This is a genomic window from Phytobacter ursingii, assembly GCF_001022135.1.
In the GTDB taxonomy this organism is placed as follows: domain Bacteria; phylum Pseudomonadota; class Gammaproteobacteria; order Enterobacterales; family Enterobacteriaceae; genus Phytobacter; species Phytobacter ursingii.
This window is the reverse complement of record NZ_CP011602.1, coordinates 2,217,340-2,233,887: the sequence shown is the minus strand read 5'-3', so window position 1 is coordinate 2,233,887 and position 16,548 is coordinate 2,217,340. Positions and strand designations below refer to the sequence as shown.

The window sequence follows — 16,548 nt, the reverse complement described above, 5'->3', positions numbered from 1 at the left end:
TAAGACCGTCAGTGAGGGTGTTTTTAGCCACCTTATTAAAAGATGTATTTAGCGAGCCACGCGCAGCCCGCCGGTGACGCCACGGCTTAGTACCAGTTGCCAGAGCTGAATATTTCTGGCGCGAAATGCGCCCGCACAGGCAGTCAGGTAATAGTTGAACATTCGATGAAATTTGACGGAGTAATTTCCTGACAATTGCGGCCAGGCCTTATTGAAGCGACTATGCCAGGCCATCAGCGTCTTATCATAATCGGCGCCGAAGTTATGTACGTCCTCTATGACGAAATAGGGTTCACTGGCCTCAGCAACTTGTTTTAGCGAGGGGAGACAGCCGTTAGGAAAGATGTATTTATTGATCCAGGCATCAACGTTATGTTGGGTTTTATTTGAACCGATGGAATGCAATAAAAAAAGACCGTCAGGTTTCAGGCAATGATCGACCGCCTTAAAATACGTCGCGTAATTTTTCGGACCAACATGCTCGAACATGCCGACCGAAACGATACGATCATATTGCTTATCCAGATCGCGGTAATCCTGGAGCAGGATGCGCACATCTTTCCCGGCACAGAGGTGTTCGGCATAGGCTTTTTGTTCAGCGGAAATCGTTATGCCTTCCACATGCACACCATAGTGATGTGCCGCATATTCTGCTAATCCCCCCCAGCCGCAGCCAATATCCAGCATCGTCATGCCGGGTTTAAGCTGTAGTTTTTCGCAAATCAATGCCAGCTTGTTTTCCTGCGCGACAAATAATTCGTCGGCCTCTTTCCAGTAGCCGCAGGAATACTGCATATGAGGATCGAGCATGCGGTTAAAGAGATCATTGCCCAGATCGTAATGCACTTCGCCAACCTGCCAGGCACGTTTGCGTGATTGTGGATTAGCAAGGCGGGCAAACGCGATGCGCAGAAGATCGGAAAAGCTGGCGGGGCGTTGCTCATCCAGCCGGGCACAGAGGAGCTTATCAAAAAAGACATCAAGCCGTTTACAGTCCCACCAGCCTTCCATATAACTTTCACCCAGGCCGAGCGAACCTTGTTGTAATACGCGTTTAAAAAAACGGGTATCGTGCACCCGGATATCCCAGGGCTCAGGCCCATTAATAACAATTCCCGCCTGTGATAGCAGTTCCTGCACAATCCGCAGCCAGTGGTTTGGTTTGCTGATCACATCGACGGTACATTCATTAGCCATCATCTCTCCTTTAACGTAGCGTGACTGCCAGTCAGAAAATATCCCCGTTACGCCAGTCAGTGTTTGCGAAAAGGCTTATCCCTCAGGCAGATGGCTGGTAAATTATTCATGACGGGTGAAACAGATTTATGACCGCTTCATTATTCAGTAAACCCGCCGTGTCTGCGCTGTGCTATCAAGACAAACTTCATCGAATAGAGGCCAGGTGCTTATGTGCTCAACGTTAGTGTCACCGCCCAGTCAACCGGTTAGCGGCCAGCCCGCGCCGGTGCTGATGGCATTGCCGCGTGCGGTTTACTTTCGCAGCTACCCCTTGATGGGCGATACGGGTGTGGACAGACATGAGCACCCCTTCGCTGAATTTCTGTATGCGCGCAATGGCAGTATGCGTGTGGAGATTGAAGGCAAGACGCTGGTGGTCCCCGTTCTCTATGGCGTATGGATCCCGGCTCATGTGCCGCATCGCATTTTTGCCACCAGCGACGTGCTGCTGGAAAGTCTCTATGTTGAAGCCGATTTCGCGACCATCGCTTTCAGTGGCAGTAAAGTGGTGGTGGTCAGTGATTTCGTGCGTGCGTTTATTCACTATGCGACGCAAAATGTGCCGGAGCTGTATGACGATGAAGGGGAAGATGGGCAACTTGTGCAGGTGTTGATCTCATTACTCAGGCGGTTGCCGGATGCCGGCCTGTCAATCTCCTGGCCGGGCTCACCTTTACTGATGAAAGTCTGCAGCCAGATCCAAAAAACACCGGGTGAAACGCACAGCATTGAGAAGTGGGCTTCCGGTAGCGGCATGTCGGTGCGCACGTTTTCACGTCGCTTCAAAAAGGAAACCGGGGTGGCCTTCAGCGAATGGAAAAAACGTGTGCGCTTGCTGGAATCCGTCGTGATGTTAAAAAACAAGCGTAGCGTCACACAGGTTGCGCTTGATCTGGGTTATTCAAGCCCGGCCGCATTCACCTTTGCGTTTCGCGCCATGTTTGGCGTGCCGCCGACACGGTATTAAGTCGCCTTCCAGGATAAAGGGTCTTCATTCAGCATCGACAAAAAACGTTTCACCGTTCGTGAGCGTTCAAAACGCCGCCAGCACAGCGCGATATCGGTATAGAGCTTCGGTGAGATAAGCGGATGATGAGTGACATTCGGCGGAGAAATGACCACCATCGACTGCGGCACCAGGGCAAAGCCACTGCCTGCAGATACCATGCTGACAGACGACGAAAGCTGTGAGCACTGTCGCGCGTGTTCCATATCAATCCCGGAGCGTGCGCAGCAGGGGTAAACGCGATCATACAAGCACGGCGCTATTTCCTGCGGGAACAAAACCAGTGGCGTATCCTGGAGCTGCTCCAGCGTCAGAGCACCGCGCTCTGCGAGAGGATGATCGCAATGCAGTACCACCACCATCGGTTCCCGGTCCAGTATTTTCAACTCGAACGCTTTACTGCTCTCACAGGGCAGACGTACGAAAGCAATGTCCAGTTCCCCCTCAGCCAGCATCGTCGTAAGAGAGGACATATTGGCTTCCCGTTGATGGATCTTCACCGCCATGTTCTGCAACTGAAAATGGCGAATAAGCGTGAAGATCATGGGATGAAAAGCGTCGGAACTGGCAATCCCGATCGACAGATTGCCGTTTAGGCCACGGGCAATGCCCCGAACTTTTTCGACGGCTATGTCGCTCAGCGCAAGGATCTCACAAGCGTCTTCATAGAAGGCTTTTCCCGCTTCGGTCAGTTCCACACCTCGCGTCAGGCGTCTGAAAAGCGGCGTCCCCACTTCCTCCTCAAGCCGTTTGATTTGCTGGCTCAGAGGAGGTTGCGACATCCCCAGCGCTTTGGCCGCCTTAGTGAAGTGTCTCTCGCGTGCTACCGCGACAAAATAGCGCAGATAACGAAGTTCCATATCTCAAACGTCTCAAACCAGCATGGATTCTATATTGGAACTCTCTGCTGAATCGGGTCAACATTTATTTAACCTTTCTAAAAAAAGTTGAAGAGGACGAGCATAATGATGCATTCATCGGCATGCGACTGTGAGGCCAGCCTGTGCGAGACCGTACGTGGGTTCTCTGCCCGGCACCCTGACAGCGTGATCTATCAGACATCGCTAATGAGCGCCCTGTTAAGCGGCGTATACGAGGGAGACACCACCGTCGCCGATTTACTGGCGCAAGGTGATTTTGGTCTGGGCACCTTTAACGAGCTGGACGGCGAACTGATTGCCTTTAGCAGCCAGGTGTACCAGTTGCGCGCCGACGGTAGCGCCCGCGCCGCGAAGCCAGAGCAGAAAACGCCGTTTGCAGTGATGACCTGGTTCCAGCCGCAGTATCGCAAAACCTTCGATACGCCGGTCAGCCGTCAGCAGATCCACGAGGTGATCGACCAGCAAATCCCCTCCGATAACCTGTTCTGCGCGTTGCGTATCGACGGCAACTTCCGCCACGCCCACACCCGCACGGTACCGCGCCAGACGCCGCCGTACCGGGCGATGACCGACGTCCTGGACGACCAACCGGTGTTCCGCTTTAACCAGCGCGAAGGGGTGCTGGTCGGATTCCGCACGCCGCAGCATATGCAGGGGATTAACGTGGCCGGTTATCACGAACATTTCATCACTGACGATCGTCAGGGTGGGGGCCATCTGCTCGACTACCAACTGGAGAACGGCATGCTCACCTTCGGTGAAATTCACAAGCTGATGATTGACCTGCCCGCCGATAGCGCGTTTTTACAGGCCAACCTTCACCCCAGCAATCTGGATGCAGCGATCCGTTCCGTTGAAAACTAACAGGAGAACCACCGTGAACAGTGATAAACAGGCTCGCCAGTGGGCGCACGGCGCCGATATGGTTGTCGGCCAACTGGAAGCGCAGGGCGTGAAGCAGGTTTTCGGTATTCCGGGTGCGAAAATCGACAAAGTCTTTGATTCCCTGCTGGACTCCTCCATTGAGATCATCCCCGTGCGCCACGAGGCGAACGCAGCCTTTATGGCGGCAGCGGTAGGGCGGTTGACTGGCAAAGCCGGGGTGGCGCTGGTCACCTCCGGACCTGGCTGTTCAAACCTGATCACCGGCATTGCCACCGCCAACAGCGAAGGCGACCCGGTTGTGGCGCTGGGCGGGGCGGTGAAGCGGGCGGATAAAGCGAAACTGGTGCATCAAAGCATGGATACGGTTGCGATGTTCAGCCCGGTCACCAAATATGCTGTCGAGGTCAGTTCCCCGGACTCGATTGCCGAGGTTATCTCCAACGCGTTTCGTGCCGCCGAGCAAGGCAGACCGGGGAGCGCGTTTGTCAGCCTGCCGCAGGATATTGTCGACCAGCCCGCCACAGGCACCCTTTTGCCTGCCAGCGGCCCGGCGATAATGGGCCCGGCACCCGAATCGGTGATTAACGATGTGGTGAGGCTCATCGAGAATGCTAAAAATCCGGTCATCCTGCTGGGGCTGATGGCGAGTCAGCCTGCCAACAGCACGGCGCTGCGTAAGCTGCTGGAGAAAAGCCGTATTCCGGTTACCAGCACCTATCAGGCCGCCGGGGCAGTGAACCAGGAGCACTTCACCCGCTTCGCCGGGCGCGTCGGCCTCTTTAATAATCAGGCGGGCGACCGGCTGCTGCACCTGGCGGACCTGATCATCTGTATTGGCTACAGCCCCGTTGAGTATGAGCCGTCCATGTGGAACAGCGGCGATGCCACGCTGGTGCACATTGATGTGCTGCCCGCGTATGAAGAGCGCAATTATGTGCCTGACATCGAGCTGGTGGGGGATATCGCCGCCACGCTGAACCAGCTTGCCAGCCGGATTAACCACAAACTGGAACTCAGCCAGCGCGCGTCAGAAATCCTGGTCGATCGCCAGCATCAGCGGGATCTGCTCGATCGCCGTGGCGCCTCGCTCAACCAGTTTGCCCTGCATCCATTGCGTATCGTGCGGGCTATGCAGGACATCGTGAATAACGACGTAACGCTCACCGTGGATATGGGCAGCTTCCATATCTGGATTGCCCGCTATCTCTACAGCTTCAGGGCGCGTCAGCTGATGATCTCCAACGGTCAACAGACCATGGGCGTCGCGCTGCCATGGGCGATTGGCGCCTGGCTGGTGAATCCGGGGCGCAAGGTGGTTTCTGTCTCCGGCGACGGCGGCTTCTTGCAGTCGAGCATGGAGCTGGAAACCGCGGTGCGTCTTAACGCCAACGTGCTGCATATCATCTGGGTGGATAACGCCTACAACATGGTGGCAATCCAGGAAGAGAAAAAATACCAGCGACTTTCCGGCGTAGAGTTCGGTCCGGTCGATTTCAAAGTGTACGCCGACGCCTTTGGCGCGAAAGGTTTTGCCGTGGAGAGCGCCGATGCGCTCGAGCCCACACTACGTGCGGCGATGGAGGTCGATGGCCCGGCCGTGGTGGCCATTCCCGTTGACTATAGCGATAACCCGCTGCTGATGGGCCAGCTCCATCTCAGCCAGATTTTATGACTTACTATAAGGACAGAAAAATGCAAAAAGTGGCTCTCGTAACCGGCTCAGGCCAGGGGATTGGTAAAGCAATAGCGCTTCGCCTGGTGAAAGATGGCTTTGCCGTCGCCATTGCCGACTATAACGATGCGACGGTGAAGGCCGTTGCCGATGAAATTATCCGTAACGGCGGCCATGCCGTGGCCGTGAAGGTGGATGTCTCTGACCGCGAGCAGGTGTTTGCGGCGGTAGAGAAAGCCCGCAACGCGCTGGGCGGCTTTCACGTTATCGTCAATAACGCCGGGATCGCACCCTCTACGCCCATCGAATCCATCACCCCGGAGATTGTCGACAAAGTTTATAACATCAACGTGAAAGGGGTGATCTGGGGGATTCAGGCGGCGATTGAGGCGTTTCGCAAAGAGGGGCACGGCGGCAAGATCATCAATGCCTGCTCCCAGGCGGGCCACACCGGTAACCCGGAACTGGCCGTCTACAGTTCAAGTAAATTCGCGGTGCGCGGCTTAACCCAGACCGCCGCACGGGATCTTGCCCCGTTGGGGATCACCGTTAACGCCTACTGCCCGGGGATTGTGAAAACGCCAATGTGGGCGGAAATCGACCGTCAGGTCTCTGAGGCGGCAGGTAAACCGCTCGGCTACGGTACTGAAACCTTTGCCAAACGCATTACGCTTGGCCGCTTATCCGAACCGGAAGATGTAGCCGCCTGCGTCTCGTACCTTGCAGGGCCAGACTCCGATTACATGACCGGCCAGTCTCTGCTCATAGATGGTGGGATGGTGTTCAATTAAATTCTAATATACCCGTCACAGTTCATGTTGCCTGTGCGTTGATTTGACGCGGCCTGTGAGCTTGCCCCGTCGGGACTTGCGCAAGCGTTGTTCAAACTGGAATAACCCGTTTGTCCTCGCTCACCCCGGTCACGTACTTTTGTATGCAACCTGGCTTCGCTGCGTCGCCACGTTCAGGCAACCCGAATAAGTAAGAGTAAACGCTCTGACATGCGTTTTCCCCTGCACCCTTGCAGGGGCTTTTTATAGACAAAAAGAAAAATCCACGCAATGGCGTGGATTTTAGTGGGTTTTGTGAGCTTTATGAGATGTTATGAAAACTCATGAGACGACAAAACTAATTTAGACGTTGAGTCGTGATTTATGTTACATATTATTGATATTTATTTGTTTATTTAACGTCATATCTTTCATGTACTCATGCTTGTACTCATTTGAGAGTTGGCTCGCATTCGTAATGCGAAGGTCGTAGATTCGACTCCTATTATCGGAACCATTAAAATCAAGTAGTTACAAACATACCTCTTCAGTAAATTCTCTGGTTTTCGTCTCGCGTACTTACTCGCGTACTTACTCGCGTACTTGTTTAGCATCCTATAGCTTCTCATTTCCTTTCTATCTCATGAATGCTATCTACTGCATCTACTCGGGATGGTCGTGCTAACGCGTCTCGCTCTGAGTTACCCGTGGGGGTAATGGAAGAGCCCGTTCTGTGTTCTGAAAAGCCTCACCATAGAAAAACTACATTGGGGCAACCAGGTTCAGCTGGATACACTCACATGCATATGTTTAATAGGAAGTGGTAGAAATTTACTTTTTTTTATTGCCAGCTGTTTTCTTGGCGTATCAGATTGTTGCTGGTATAAATGTTGCCAGAGCGAAGTGTGTCTGTAGGTAGCGCGAATCTACATTTCATATCGCTTTCTTTAATTAGTGCATACAGAGAAGAATATTCCCCCCTTCAACGCTATTTAGCTCTGTATTGCTATGCCTATTATTTTTATTTTTCTCTGGGGATATTAACTTTGAAAGTGAACACTACGATTAGTGACAGGGTTGTATTACTTCGTCAGCCACAACAATTAATTCGTATCAATAAAATGCTGCATTTACTTGACTGCAGTCGTACAACGCTTTATCGCTGGGTCAAAGCTGGTATTTTTCCTCAACCTATTATTCGCGGTGGCCGCACTTTAGGTTGGCCTGAGCAGGCATATGATGATTGGTTGAAAGAACAACAAAGTTAATTCTGTGTATAAAGGCTGGGATTCCAGCCTTTTTTATGTCTGAGGTAAAATGAAACAAGATGATACGTGAATAGATGATTTATATGAATCTGCAGAAAGATGAAACGTAGGTATATGCATGATTAATAAGTTAGAAACTGGCTCAACCAAGCTCTCATCTACTACGGTATTTAATAATATTTCGCCGGACAGCATTGCAGGGATCCCATCAAAGGGGATCTTTATCTTTAAGGATGTGTTGTGGCCTGTACAGCACGCTGATGATGAGCAAGATAAAAAGATCATGGGTAAAGTCTTCGAAGCTGTGAACAACGTTTCTACAATGTCCAGGTTTCTAGCTGTCAGATACGATTTCCATCTTCCTGTGTATAGCCCAGATAATCAGGTGGTTAGTGCCTTTCATGAATTACTGTTCAAAGAATTAAACAACAGCTATCCCCGGTCATTTATCAGCTATATCTGGGTTAGGGAAGAGGGAGACGAAAAGAAACAGCATTATCATTATCTATTAATGATGGATGGTAACTATGTTCGATACCCAAGTAATGTGAACAAGATTGTTAAAAGCTGTTGGGAAAACGCTACGAAGGGTACAGTGTATTTTCCAGTAAATGCTTATTACTCTGTTACCAAAAATGATATCGAAAAATATACAGAGCTGATGTTCCGCATAAGTTATTTTGGTAAAAAACGCACTAAAGAAACTATCGCTAAGGGAATACGACGTGTTGGACAAGGTTTCAAAAAGCCAAAACCTTGTAGTTGTAAACCACAGCATGCCAGAGCTAAAGACATCCCGAAGACATCCACTGACTTAAAAGTCTCAACTCTTTCCTGCTGCTTTGCAGGCAAGTTGGATAAATATTTCCTGGGGGAAGCTGAGCTCCCAATGTTTCACCGTAGGCGTTCATATTGTGAATTATACGACGAAGAAAAGTGGTGGATTCGCGATGCTCCTCGCTGGTCAGGGCATCGACGCAACTACCTTTTTGAAGCATTAATTACAGGCGTTAGTCTGTCCGGGTATGCGAGAAAGTACCGACTTAATCCTGAACGTGTCTATGCAAATTGCCGACAGGTAGGTGGGCAGAGTCTTAAAATCATTTACTGGGCGTGGCATCGCTATTGCTTTTTGCAAAGCAGAAGCTCAGTTGAGAGTTACATCAAAAACAACAAGCTACGCTACAAATCAGCGGCCAAGCAGCTGCGTAGAAAACCAATGAGTGATAGCTGGAAGAGGCATTTTGATGATTACTACTTACGTTTTTGGCCAGAAGGGTGGAGTGTTGCTGACTACTGTCGTCATATTGGGATAGTGCCAAGTACTGCTCGGCGTTATCTGGTAGATTTTCCGTATTTTGGCCTGATCAATCCTTTTTTGCTTCGGCCATGGCTCTGATGGCTTTGCCCGAACAGGCAAATGCTGAATTAGCAGGAACACTTAATGCCGAAGATTGTGATGAAATCCCATTAATAACAATCTGTTGGTTTAATTAGTATGAGTTACCATGTGATCACTTTTGGAATATGTATTTATAATCAGTGAGTTGTAGTGGGAAGGATAGATGATCACCGTTAAAAATAAATAATGATGATAGTGCATTCCGAGTCATCAGATAACAATGTGTAAAGTGATCACTCGAGTGATCATGATCAGTGCCGGTATGTTGTTATGAGCGAGAGCTTTACAGATTCTAATAGCAAAATTTTATCGATAGTATTCCTTATTTCTTATGGCCTGTTTCTGTAGTGGTATACTGAATTTGGTCGTCTAACAGATTGATCTTCATCCTCGAATAATAATTGATTGAGGGGAAATATGGAGCAGCAACGCCAAAGCAGTATCAATTTCCGCCCCTTCGTTGGCTCAAAATACGCCGGTAGTCGTTATGGCGTTCGGGTGCTGGTATTGGGTGAGTCACATTACGCGGACGAGCACGACGTAGGCCACGATTACACGCTGTACGTTGTTAAAACGCACGCTTACTGTGCTGGCATTCCGTTTTTCTCTAAGCTCACAGCAGTGTTGCGTGGTGATACATCGTATCCAACTGATGAAGAACGGTTTGAGACTTGGCAGCACGTCGCTTTTTATAATTTCGTGCAGGAGATTGTTGGCGAAGGCTCGCGAATTCCACCGACCCCAGAAGCATGGAAGGCCGCAGAAGCCCCATTCTTTGAGGTTGTCCGGGAATTAGATCCTGATGTAATCCTGGTGTTGGGTAGCCGCCTATGGGATAAAGTGCCAAATCTTCCGCCAGAATACCCGGTAGAATGGTGCGGCATCACACATCCAAGTGGCGGAATGGCCTATGAACCGTCAATTGCTGCGCTGGCTGAATCAATAGCGAAGGCTGGTGGCACGTTTGCCAAGAGAGAAGAACAATTGTGATGAAATTTCGCCCGATTACCCATTCGGAACTCATAAGCAGGGGCAATGAGCCCCTGCATCATGGAGTTTCAAAATGTCACGTACACGAGCGGAGCGTCGCCATCATGAGCGTCGCATAAAGCAGAAGCGTCGCCAGTATTATCATGTGTTCGCCAGCGTGTCGCCACGCATGGCCGGAATCATTGCACGTACCCCAACATCATGCTCTTGCCCAATGTGTGGAAATCAGCGTGAGCACCACGGTATGAGTTGGCAGGAGATTAACGACCGCTTGCGATATGCCGATTAGCAGGAGGATAAATGCACCATGACACCACCGGAGAACATTTGTAAGTACCTTAATTGGAGCTTACTAATGTCTACTTTCAATACCCGTAAAGACCGTGATTGCCACGGTAAGCCATTGCCACGTGCAGTACGCCACTCGCTGTCGTGTAAAGCATATTCACTACGCCAACCGTAATGGAGACAATGCGCCCCGAGTAAACTACAGCAAGAATCCGGGTTACTGGAACAACTTGTATACGACCCGCCGACGTCGCGCAGATGATCGCTCCCTGGCGCATGCTTTAGTAACTGGCGCAGATCCTGATAGTCTGCTTTGGCTGCCGAACAATCGGCCCCTGGAATATTACTGGTAAACCTCAAACCCGCTTCGGCGGGTTTTTTTATCCCTGGATTAACATCACCTCTTATTGAGGTAGTCAGCGCAGGTATTGGCTTTGAAACGGACCTAAGTATCTTTTTGTAGTGCGGAAATCGAGCGCTTACGTCCCTTTTAAAATGTTCTCAAAATCAGCGCTGCTTAGATCCGGTGCAGAGCACAACATATCCCTCGCCAATGCCCGTCGACGCTGAAGGAGTTCGTCTAGCGTTTCTTCAAACGTCGTGATTTCAGAGTCCATTACCGTCGGATAATAGACATACACATCCTTTGTCTGGCCGATACGGTAAGCGCGGTCAGTTGCCTGATCTTCTTTTGCCGGATTCCAGCAGCGGGTGAAATGAATAACGTGGTTTGCTTTCTGGACGTTCACCCCAAATCCAACCGCGACGGTGGAGAGAATAATCACGCCAAAGCCGGGTTGAGACTGAAAATCATCAATCAATCGCTGACGGCTGTTCTGGCTCTGACTTTTGGTGCTTGTGTCACCGTTGATAATCACCGGACGGAAACCAAAACGCTGCTGAACAGCATGCTGGATCTCGCGCTGGAGATCGCGCAGCTCGGTAAAGATGATTACCTTGTCTTTGCTGGTGTGTTTAATTTCATCCAGCGTTTTGAGCATCCAGTTCAGCTTTGGCGACCCTTCACGATAGCGAGGCTCAGGGTTAACAATAGCCGGGTGCGCGCAAATGAGTTTGAGGCGATATAATAACCCTAACATCCCCGCACCTGCTTGCTGCATTCCTTCACTAAGTGCCTGCTGTTGTTGCCAGTTCGCTATCGAAGAAAGATACAGTTGCTTTTGAGGGCCAGAAAGCGGCAGTTGTTTACAGCTGGTGACTTCGATTTTTTGCGGCAAATCACGCGCAACTTCTTCTTTCGTTCGGCGTAATGTCTGGGGTTCAATCAACGCGCGTAAACTTTCAAGCCGCCCTGTATCGCGACCTGCTTCGTTCTCGATAGGGCGAACATAGTGTTTGCCGAATTCATTGAGTGCCCCTAACAGGCCCGGCTGGACAAAATCAAAGAGGCTCCAGAGGTCTACAAGCGTGTTTTCGACGGGTGTGCCGGTACATGCCACTTTAAACCTGGCTTGTATCGCATTGGCAGCATGAGTGATCAGTGCCGCCGGGTTCTTTATTTTTTGCGCCTCGTCGCACACCATAATGGACCATGGCTGACGCGCCAGTGAAAACTCCTGATCGCGGAGCGTTTCGTAGGTTGTCAGAATGATTTTCGCCTCACCCTGCCAGCCGGGTTTGAGCAGGTTTTTGATGCCCTGAGACTGCAGATGGGCAGGAATAGCCTGTTTCGGGTATTTCACCGCTTTGATGGTGTCGCCATACAATTTCATCACCGAAATCCCGGAGGTGTAGAAGAAATTGTCGAGTTCACGCTCCCAGTTATCCAAAAGAGAGACGGGGGCAACGATGAGGCTTGGTGGCTCGTCAGGGAATTTTTCAATGAACCAGACCAGGAAGCTCAGGATCTGCAGTGTTTTCCCGAGCCCCATATCATCCGCTAGCAGGCAACCTGCAGTTTCCTGAGGTGAACGAAGGAAAAGCTGCTGAAGCCAGGCTACGCCTTCGCGCTGATGGTCTTTGAGCCGGATGTGCTCTTTCAGGCTCAGCGGAATTTCAGGTTCGGCATGGCGTGCAGTGAGGAGTGAATCGCGGCGTTGTTTGATATAGACCGCTTCTTCAATGTTCTGTTCAATTTTGAGTACAGCCCGGGTGGTTTTATCAACAGCACTGTCCTCTGATTCCTGTGCTGCATTTTGCTGTTTTTCCCAGTTCTTACTGAAGGTTTTCGCGGTATCCAGAGGCAGTTCGTTATCATTCCAGGGTGAGATGATATGTGTTTCGCCAGTCGCTTCTGCCTGGGTGATTCTCTCCTGCAGTTCATCGAAGTGTTGCAGGTTTTCAGGTTCCCAGCCCGTTAGCGTCTCCACCGAAAATGCGGAGAAGTCGATGTCATCAGGGAGCCAGTTTTCACTTTGCGACTTGGTCAACCAGGGAGAGGATATTTTTTTAAACTCACCAATGCCGATGACGCGATCGCTATATTTACCGAGATCCAGAACATCACTAAATTCTTTACCCTCGACTTCCTGTTGCCAGCGCAACAACAGCGACTGGCAATCATGCCATTGCTGTTCAGTGAATTGGCTCAGTTCCAGCTCGTAACCCTGCCAGGAACCTGCTGGCATTTGCGCGGCAACGCTGATCCCTACGGCCTGAACAAATTTTTCCAGTTCCCATGGCGCAGAGAAGAGGAATGACACCTCCGGTTGCGGCAGCGGTGAGACAGGCTCCAGCACCAGCGTAATACTCTCTATCTTATTCTCATCATTGATTTGGGGTTGAAGCCTAAAGTGATGAAAGAAAATATGGGCATCAAACAGTGCCTGTTCGTGTTCCTCAGGGGCAATAACACTGGCGGCATCTTCACCCAGGAAAGTATAGGGGTTGCGAACAAAGGATAGCGCTTCACTACCGGCCACCCGACGGCCTGGGATTGAGTGAATTGAATTCAGGACTTCTTTTACTTCGGGAGGGATGATGACATGGCTGAGTTCGCCGTTCTCTCCGGGAATACGGTAGCTATCGTGAACCTGTGAGTTCTTGTCAAAACTGCCGAGCCAGTTAGCGGGCTGGTCTTCGAAGTGTGGCTCAATCTCGATAACGGCGGTATCAGCAACCGTTGCTTTACGCAGGCGTAATGACAACGATGTCGGTTTGATAACGTGCGTCTTTTCTAAGTAGTCATCAAATTTTACGGCGGCTTGTTTCGCGCATTTACGAATAGCAGCCCATCCCAGCTGATTAGTGGTTTCGCCAGGCGTCTGAGTTTGCTGGGTACCAAGCTGCTCTATTGCCTGTAAGAGTGCCCAGTTTTCCTGCGATAACAGGTGTTGTTGATTTTCATAAGTAAAAATAGCACCGGTACGATTGAAACGGAGCGGCTGGTGGGCAGGAAATGAAGTCCATTGCGCAACCCAAACGCGAAAATCACTATCGCTTAATGCTCCGCGTGAACTCAGGTGTGCACGTAATGGTAATACCTCTGGGACGCCAATAAGAGGCAGACTGCTGGAATGTTCTTCGTCTTCCAGTAGGCGATACAAGGCATCCCAGCTCAATAACCATCGGTCTGTTAGTGATATCAGATAGTCTTCTTCAGCTAGTTGCTCAAGCCAGGATGCCAGCGCCCAGAGATCTGAGTCATCAACCAAAGATTGTTGAAAACTGAGTCCTTTTTCCTCAACCAGGTACTGATTCTTCAGGTGGCGTTCTATCTGCTGACGGCTTCCCGTCAGTTTACTTAACAGACGTTTCAGCATTATTTGATCCAGTAGCGATGAGGTTCTTTAGTCACGGGGGTGAAACCGAGTCGAAGCAACTCTCTTTCTGTTGAGTCATCAGGTGCTTTGAGCTGAACGGACAGCACTCCACCTTTTTGTCGGTTATCACTGACGATGCACGAGGTGTTTTCAACCAGGCGCTGTATTGCTGTATCCCGCAATGGATTGATGATTTTGATGTCAACTTGTACAGCTGAGGAAGTCACCTTCTTGTCGACAAACTTGACGGGTTCTTCAGCCATCCAGCGGATACCCAGTTGGCGCAGTTCATCATCGTATTTCAGCATCCAGCCAGTGATGCGGGTCTTGTTGTATCCTTCGGCTCGTGGGGTATGTGGAAGGCGAAGAACATTACGGTATTTGTCTTTTAATTGGATATTAATATCCAATGAGTGTGACTCTGGGTTAAATGGAGCCTGACCCACCCGGTAGGCATACATCGCGTTCCCCGTTCCGGAAAATTCAACGAAAATGTAGTCGTTAATCTGCATGATCATGGCGTTATCGAAACTACGCCCACCTCGCAGATGGCTCAGCCTCCCACGATTCTCCTCACGGAATTTCACAAAGTCGCTGCCACGATCTTGCCAGGCATCTGGTCCCATCACGATACGGGTGAATCCCATCTGATTCGCGAAACGTAGCCAATAGTGCAGCCTTGCCTGATCAACGTCGCCATTGCCGCGTAACAGCTCAAAGAAATGCATCAGATCCTGTTTTGCTAACCAGCCGCGTACCATCGCGGCTACGGGTTCAGAAACATACTGATGCCACTTGTTCTGCTGGCTTTTCAGCTGCGGGTTATCCCAGTATTCCAGGGCGGCCTGTTTCAGGGCGGAATGCGCTTGATCGCGATAGGTAGAATGATAATAGCGGGTCAGTGTCGCTGTCATAATGTCATCGCGAAAACGAACCCACTGCGCCGCCAGGCCTAATAGCCAACTGATTTTGTCCAGATATTGAGGATCGTCCAGAGTATCAAGCTGCGCCAGCAACACCGTGAAAATACGCTTCCACAACCAGCTGCTATCGGGGATTTGCGCTATTTTTTCTAATGATGATAAGGAATTGCTCTCACCGGAAAGGAGCTGCTGGGATATCACACCGCCAGCCTGAGGCGTAAAAATGTCGTGATAAAACTCAATGGTTTTCATCCACGACTTTTCTCTGCGGATAGCGGCTTTTACCACGGGGTACCCCCGGGCGATATGACCACGCAGCACACACCAGTGCGGGTTTATTTCTGGCGATTCGTGTTTGTAGGCAAAATAACTTGAACAGAGTGCTGCCCAGTCCTTGCGCTTCAGTGACTTAGATTCAATCTGTTTTTTGATAGCACTGTCGACATGGGGGAAGTATGTATCATCCTCCAGTAATACTGGCCTGTCAGGATAGAGCGGATCGGTATCGGCTAGGCCATAAAACACCATCCGCCATTCACGTTCACTCAGTTCTTCCGCAAGACGAAAACGACGCAGTGCTGCCAGCCGCATTTCATGTGGAGGCGTGGGGATTTTCTCTGCTTTATCAAATCGTTTTTCCATCTCACGGCCAGCAGAAGCCAGCGCGTGGAAATCATTGCGCAGATAATGGTCCTCCTGCTGGCTGGAAGAGAGCTTAGCTGCAATACGCTGTGAGAGAGAACTCAGCGCGGGCGTCATTGCGGCATTACCAGCTGGCAAACTTCTTTATTAACGACCGTAGGGAAATCCACCTCTTCGGCCCCATCACGTTTATCCTTGAGCCCAAAGAACTGCATGCGCAACTCAACGCGGCGACTGGCTTCTTTGCTCTCTTTCGCGTTATTAAACGAAACCCCACCAGCCAGGAAAAGTTTTCGAATTTGGATCTGCTGCTCCGCGGAGATGCTGTTTTGCAAAGGACTACGGCTATCGAGCAAACTGCACATGACCCACTCGGAACGTTGCAGAGAGAGGTGTAAATTGTAGAGGTAGGAGCCGTCGGTATCGGTAAACCCTTCAATCACGATCTGCTTAAACCACTTTTTACCTTCTTCGCTATCTGAGGCTTCAAGTACAAGCGGTACGACATCCTGTAATGCTTTTTGCCCTTCAGCATTAAGGAAAAAACGGTTGTGGTCGAAACGACCCGCTTCACCAAAGCTGATGCGGTTATCGTGGCAATCCACCACGATGGTTTTGTTTACACTGCGGGCATGCAGCTCCAGGCGTTCACATAATCTGGCGATGTCCTGCCCCCTGACTTTTTCCCCTTGCTCCGCGCGTTGAATTCGTTGTGTAACGGAGCTTAGCGACGCGACCATCACCACCAGAAATAACACCATCATGGCGGTCATCAGATCGGCGTAAGAAATCCAGAAGGGCTTCTCAGCTTCATCACTGCGGCGCTTTTTAACGCCAAATGCATTCCCAAACATCAGCTG

13 protein-coding genes are annotated in these 16,548 nt (G+C 50.5%); 8 read left to right on the top strand and 5 right to left on the bottom strand.

Translation table 11 applies throughout. The annotated features are described in order from the left end of the window. Nucleotides 1–48 precede the first annotated feature (48 nt). Nucleotides 49–1,197 carry a cyclopropane fatty acyl phospholipid synthase gene (cfa, locus tag AB182_RS13965; protein WP_047370619.1) on the bottom strand — a complete coding sequence of 383 codons (1,149 nt, stop codon included), beginning with the start codon at nucleotides 1,195–1,197 and terminating at the stop codon, nucleotides 49–51. A 211-nt stretch (nucleotides 1,198–1,408) separates the two neighbouring features. On the opposite strand from cfa, the gene AB182_RS13960 reads away from it, so the two are divergent. Continuing rightward, nucleotides 1,409–2,206: a helix-turn-helix domain-containing protein gene (locus tag AB182_RS13960; RefSeq protein WP_047370618.1), complete on the top strand. Its 798-nt coding sequence runs from the start codon at nucleotides 1,409–1,411 to the stop codon at nucleotides 2,204–2,206. On the opposite strand, the gene AB182_RS13955 is transcribed toward AB182_RS13960, so the two are convergent. Then, nucleotides 2,203–3,105: a LysR family transcriptional regulator gene (locus AB182_RS13955; RefSeq protein ID WP_047370617.1), complete on the bottom strand. Its 903-nt coding sequence runs from the start codon at nucleotides 3,103–3,105 to the stop codon at nucleotides 2,203–2,205. The genes AB182_RS13960 and AB182_RS13955 overlap by 4 nt on opposite strands. 105 nt (nucleotides 3,106–3,210) lie before the next feature. Between AB182_RS13955 and budA the strand changes: the two genes are divergently transcribed. From budA to AB182_RS30630, 7 genes are all read left to right on the top strand, one after another. Continuing rightward, nucleotides 3,211–3,990, top strand: coding sequence for an acetolactate decarboxylase (budA, locus tag AB182_RS13950; RefSeq protein ID WP_047370616.1), 780 nt, complete (start codon nucleotides 3,211–3,213; stop codon nucleotides 3,988–3,990). Between the two features lie 58 nt (nucleotides 3,991–4,048). Beyond that, nucleotides 4,049–5,683, top strand: coding sequence for an acetolactate synthase AlsS (gene alsS / locus AB182_RS13945; protein WP_263406548.1), 1,635 nt, complete (start codon nucleotides 4,049–4,051; stop codon nucleotides 5,681–5,683). A 20-nt stretch (nucleotides 5,684–5,703) separates the two neighbouring features. After that, nucleotides 5,704–6,474 carry a (S)-acetoin forming diacetyl reductase gene (locus tag AB182_RS13940; protein WP_047370614.1) on the top strand — a complete coding sequence of 257 codons (771 nt, stop codon included), beginning with the start codon at nucleotides 5,704–5,706 and terminating at the stop codon, nucleotides 6,472–6,474. 884 nt (nucleotides 6,475–7,358) lie between these two features. Next, on the top strand, nucleotides 7,359–7,721 hold the full coding sequence (locus tag AB182_RS31430) for a helix-turn-helix transcriptional regulator (RefSeq protein WP_223862570.1): 363 nt from the start codon (nucleotides 7,359–7,361) through the stop codon (nucleotides 7,719–7,721). 118 nt (nucleotides 7,722–7,839) lie between these two features. After that, nucleotides 7,840–9,120 (top strand): YagK/YfjJ domain-containing protein, encoded by a 1,281-nt coding sequence (locus tag AB182_RS29740; RefSeq protein WP_052958833.1) that lies wholly within the window; start codon nucleotides 7,840–7,842, stop codon nucleotides 9,118–9,120. 420 nt (nucleotides 9,121–9,540) lie between these two features. Then, a complete protein-coding gene (locus tag AB182_RS13925) occupies nucleotides 9,541–10,113 on the top strand; it encodes a hypothetical protein (RefSeq protein WP_047370612.1) in 573 nt (190 codons plus the stop codon). A gap of 73 nt (nucleotides 10,114–10,186) precedes the next feature. Then, the gene (locus AB182_RS30630) at nucleotides 10,187–10,402 is read left to right on the top strand and encodes a hypothetical protein (protein ID WP_047370611.1); all 216 of its coding nucleotides are present in this window, start codon (nucleotides 10,187–10,189) and stop codon (nucleotides 10,400–10,402) included. Between the two features lie 478 nt (nucleotides 10,403–10,880). Here AB182_RS30630 and zorD read toward each other — a convergent pair whose 3' ends face one another. Genes zorD through zorB1 form a run of 3 tightly spaced genes read right to left on the bottom strand, consistent with a single transcriptional unit; the run spans nucleotide 10,881 to nucleotide 16,542 of the window. Further along, on the bottom strand, nucleotides 10,881–14,123 hold the full coding sequence (gene zorD, locus AB182_RS13915; protein WP_047370610.1) for a type I Zorya anti-phage system protein ZorD: 3,243 nt from the start codon (nucleotides 14,121–14,123) through the stop codon (nucleotides 10,881–10,883). Continuing rightward, nucleotides 14,123–15,805 carry a type I Zorya anti-phage system protein ZorC gene (gene zorC / locus AB182_RS13910; RefSeq protein ID WP_047370609.1) on the bottom strand — a complete coding sequence of 561 codons (1,683 nt, stop codon included), beginning with the start codon at nucleotides 15,803–15,805 and terminating at the stop codon, nucleotides 14,123–14,125. The genes zorD and zorC overlap by 1 nt, the downstream gene beginning before the upstream one ends. After that, nucleotides 15,802–16,542, bottom strand: a complete 741-nt coding sequence (gene zorB1, locus AB182_RS13905) for a type I Zorya anti-phage system protein ZorB1 (RefSeq protein ID WP_047370608.1) — start codon at nucleotides 16,540–16,542, stop codon at nucleotides 15,802–15,804. Before zorB1 ends, zorC begins: the two co-directional genes overlap by 4 nt. Between the last annotated feature and the right edge of the window lie 6 nt (nucleotides 16,543–16,548).

What these genes read in the sequence shown, in the direction of transcription:
- AB182_RS13925 (WP_047370612.1), top strand. Translation starts at nt 9,541, where the DNA reads ATGGAGCAGCAACGCCAAAGCAGTATCAATTTCCGCCCCTTCGTTGGC.
- alsS (WP_263406548.1), top strand. Translation starts at nt 4,049, where the DNA reads ATGGTTGTCGGCCAACTGGAAGCGCAGGGCGTGAAGCAGGTTTTCGGT.
- zorD (WP_047370610.1), bottom strand. Translation starts at nt 14,123, where the DNA reads ATGCTGAAACGTCTGTTAAGTAAACTGACGGGAAGCCGTCAGCAGATA.
- AB182_RS29740 (WP_052958833.1), top strand. Translation starts at nt 7,840, where the DNA reads ATGATTAATAAGTTAGAAACTGGCTCAACCAAGCTCTCATCTACTACG.
- cfa (WP_047370619.1), bottom strand. Translation starts at nt 1,197, where the DNA reads ATGGCTAATGAATGTACCGTCGATGTGATCAGCAAACCAAACCACTGG.
- zorB1 (WP_047370608.1), bottom strand. Translation starts at nt 16,542, where the DNA reads ATGTTTGGGAATGCATTTGGCGTTAAAAAGCGCCGCAGTGATGAAGCT.
- AB182_RS13960 (WP_047370618.1), top strand. Translation starts at nt 1,409, where the DNA reads ATGTGCTCAACGTTAGTGTCACCGCCCAGTCAACCGGTTAGCGGCCAG.
- zorC (WP_047370609.1), bottom strand. Translation starts at nt 15,805, where the DNA reads ATGACGCCCGCGCTGAGTTCTCTCTCACAGCGTATTGCAGCTAAGCTC.
- AB182_RS30630 (WP_047370611.1), top strand. Translation starts at nt 10,187, where the DNA reads ATGTCACGTACACGAGCGGAGCGTCGCCATCATGAGCGTCGCATAAAG.
- AB182_RS13955 (WP_047370617.1), bottom strand. Translation starts at nt 3,105, where the DNA reads ATGGAACTTCGTTATCTGCGCTATTTTGTCGCGGTAGCACGCGAGAGA.
- AB182_RS13940 (WP_047370614.1), top strand. Translation starts at nt 5,704, where the DNA reads ATGCAAAAAGTGGCTCTCGTAACCGGCTCAGGCCAGGGGATTGGTAAA.
- budA (WP_047370616.1), top strand. Translation starts at nt 3,211, where the DNA reads ATGATGCATTCATCGGCATGCGACTGTGAGGCCAGCCTGTGCGAGACC.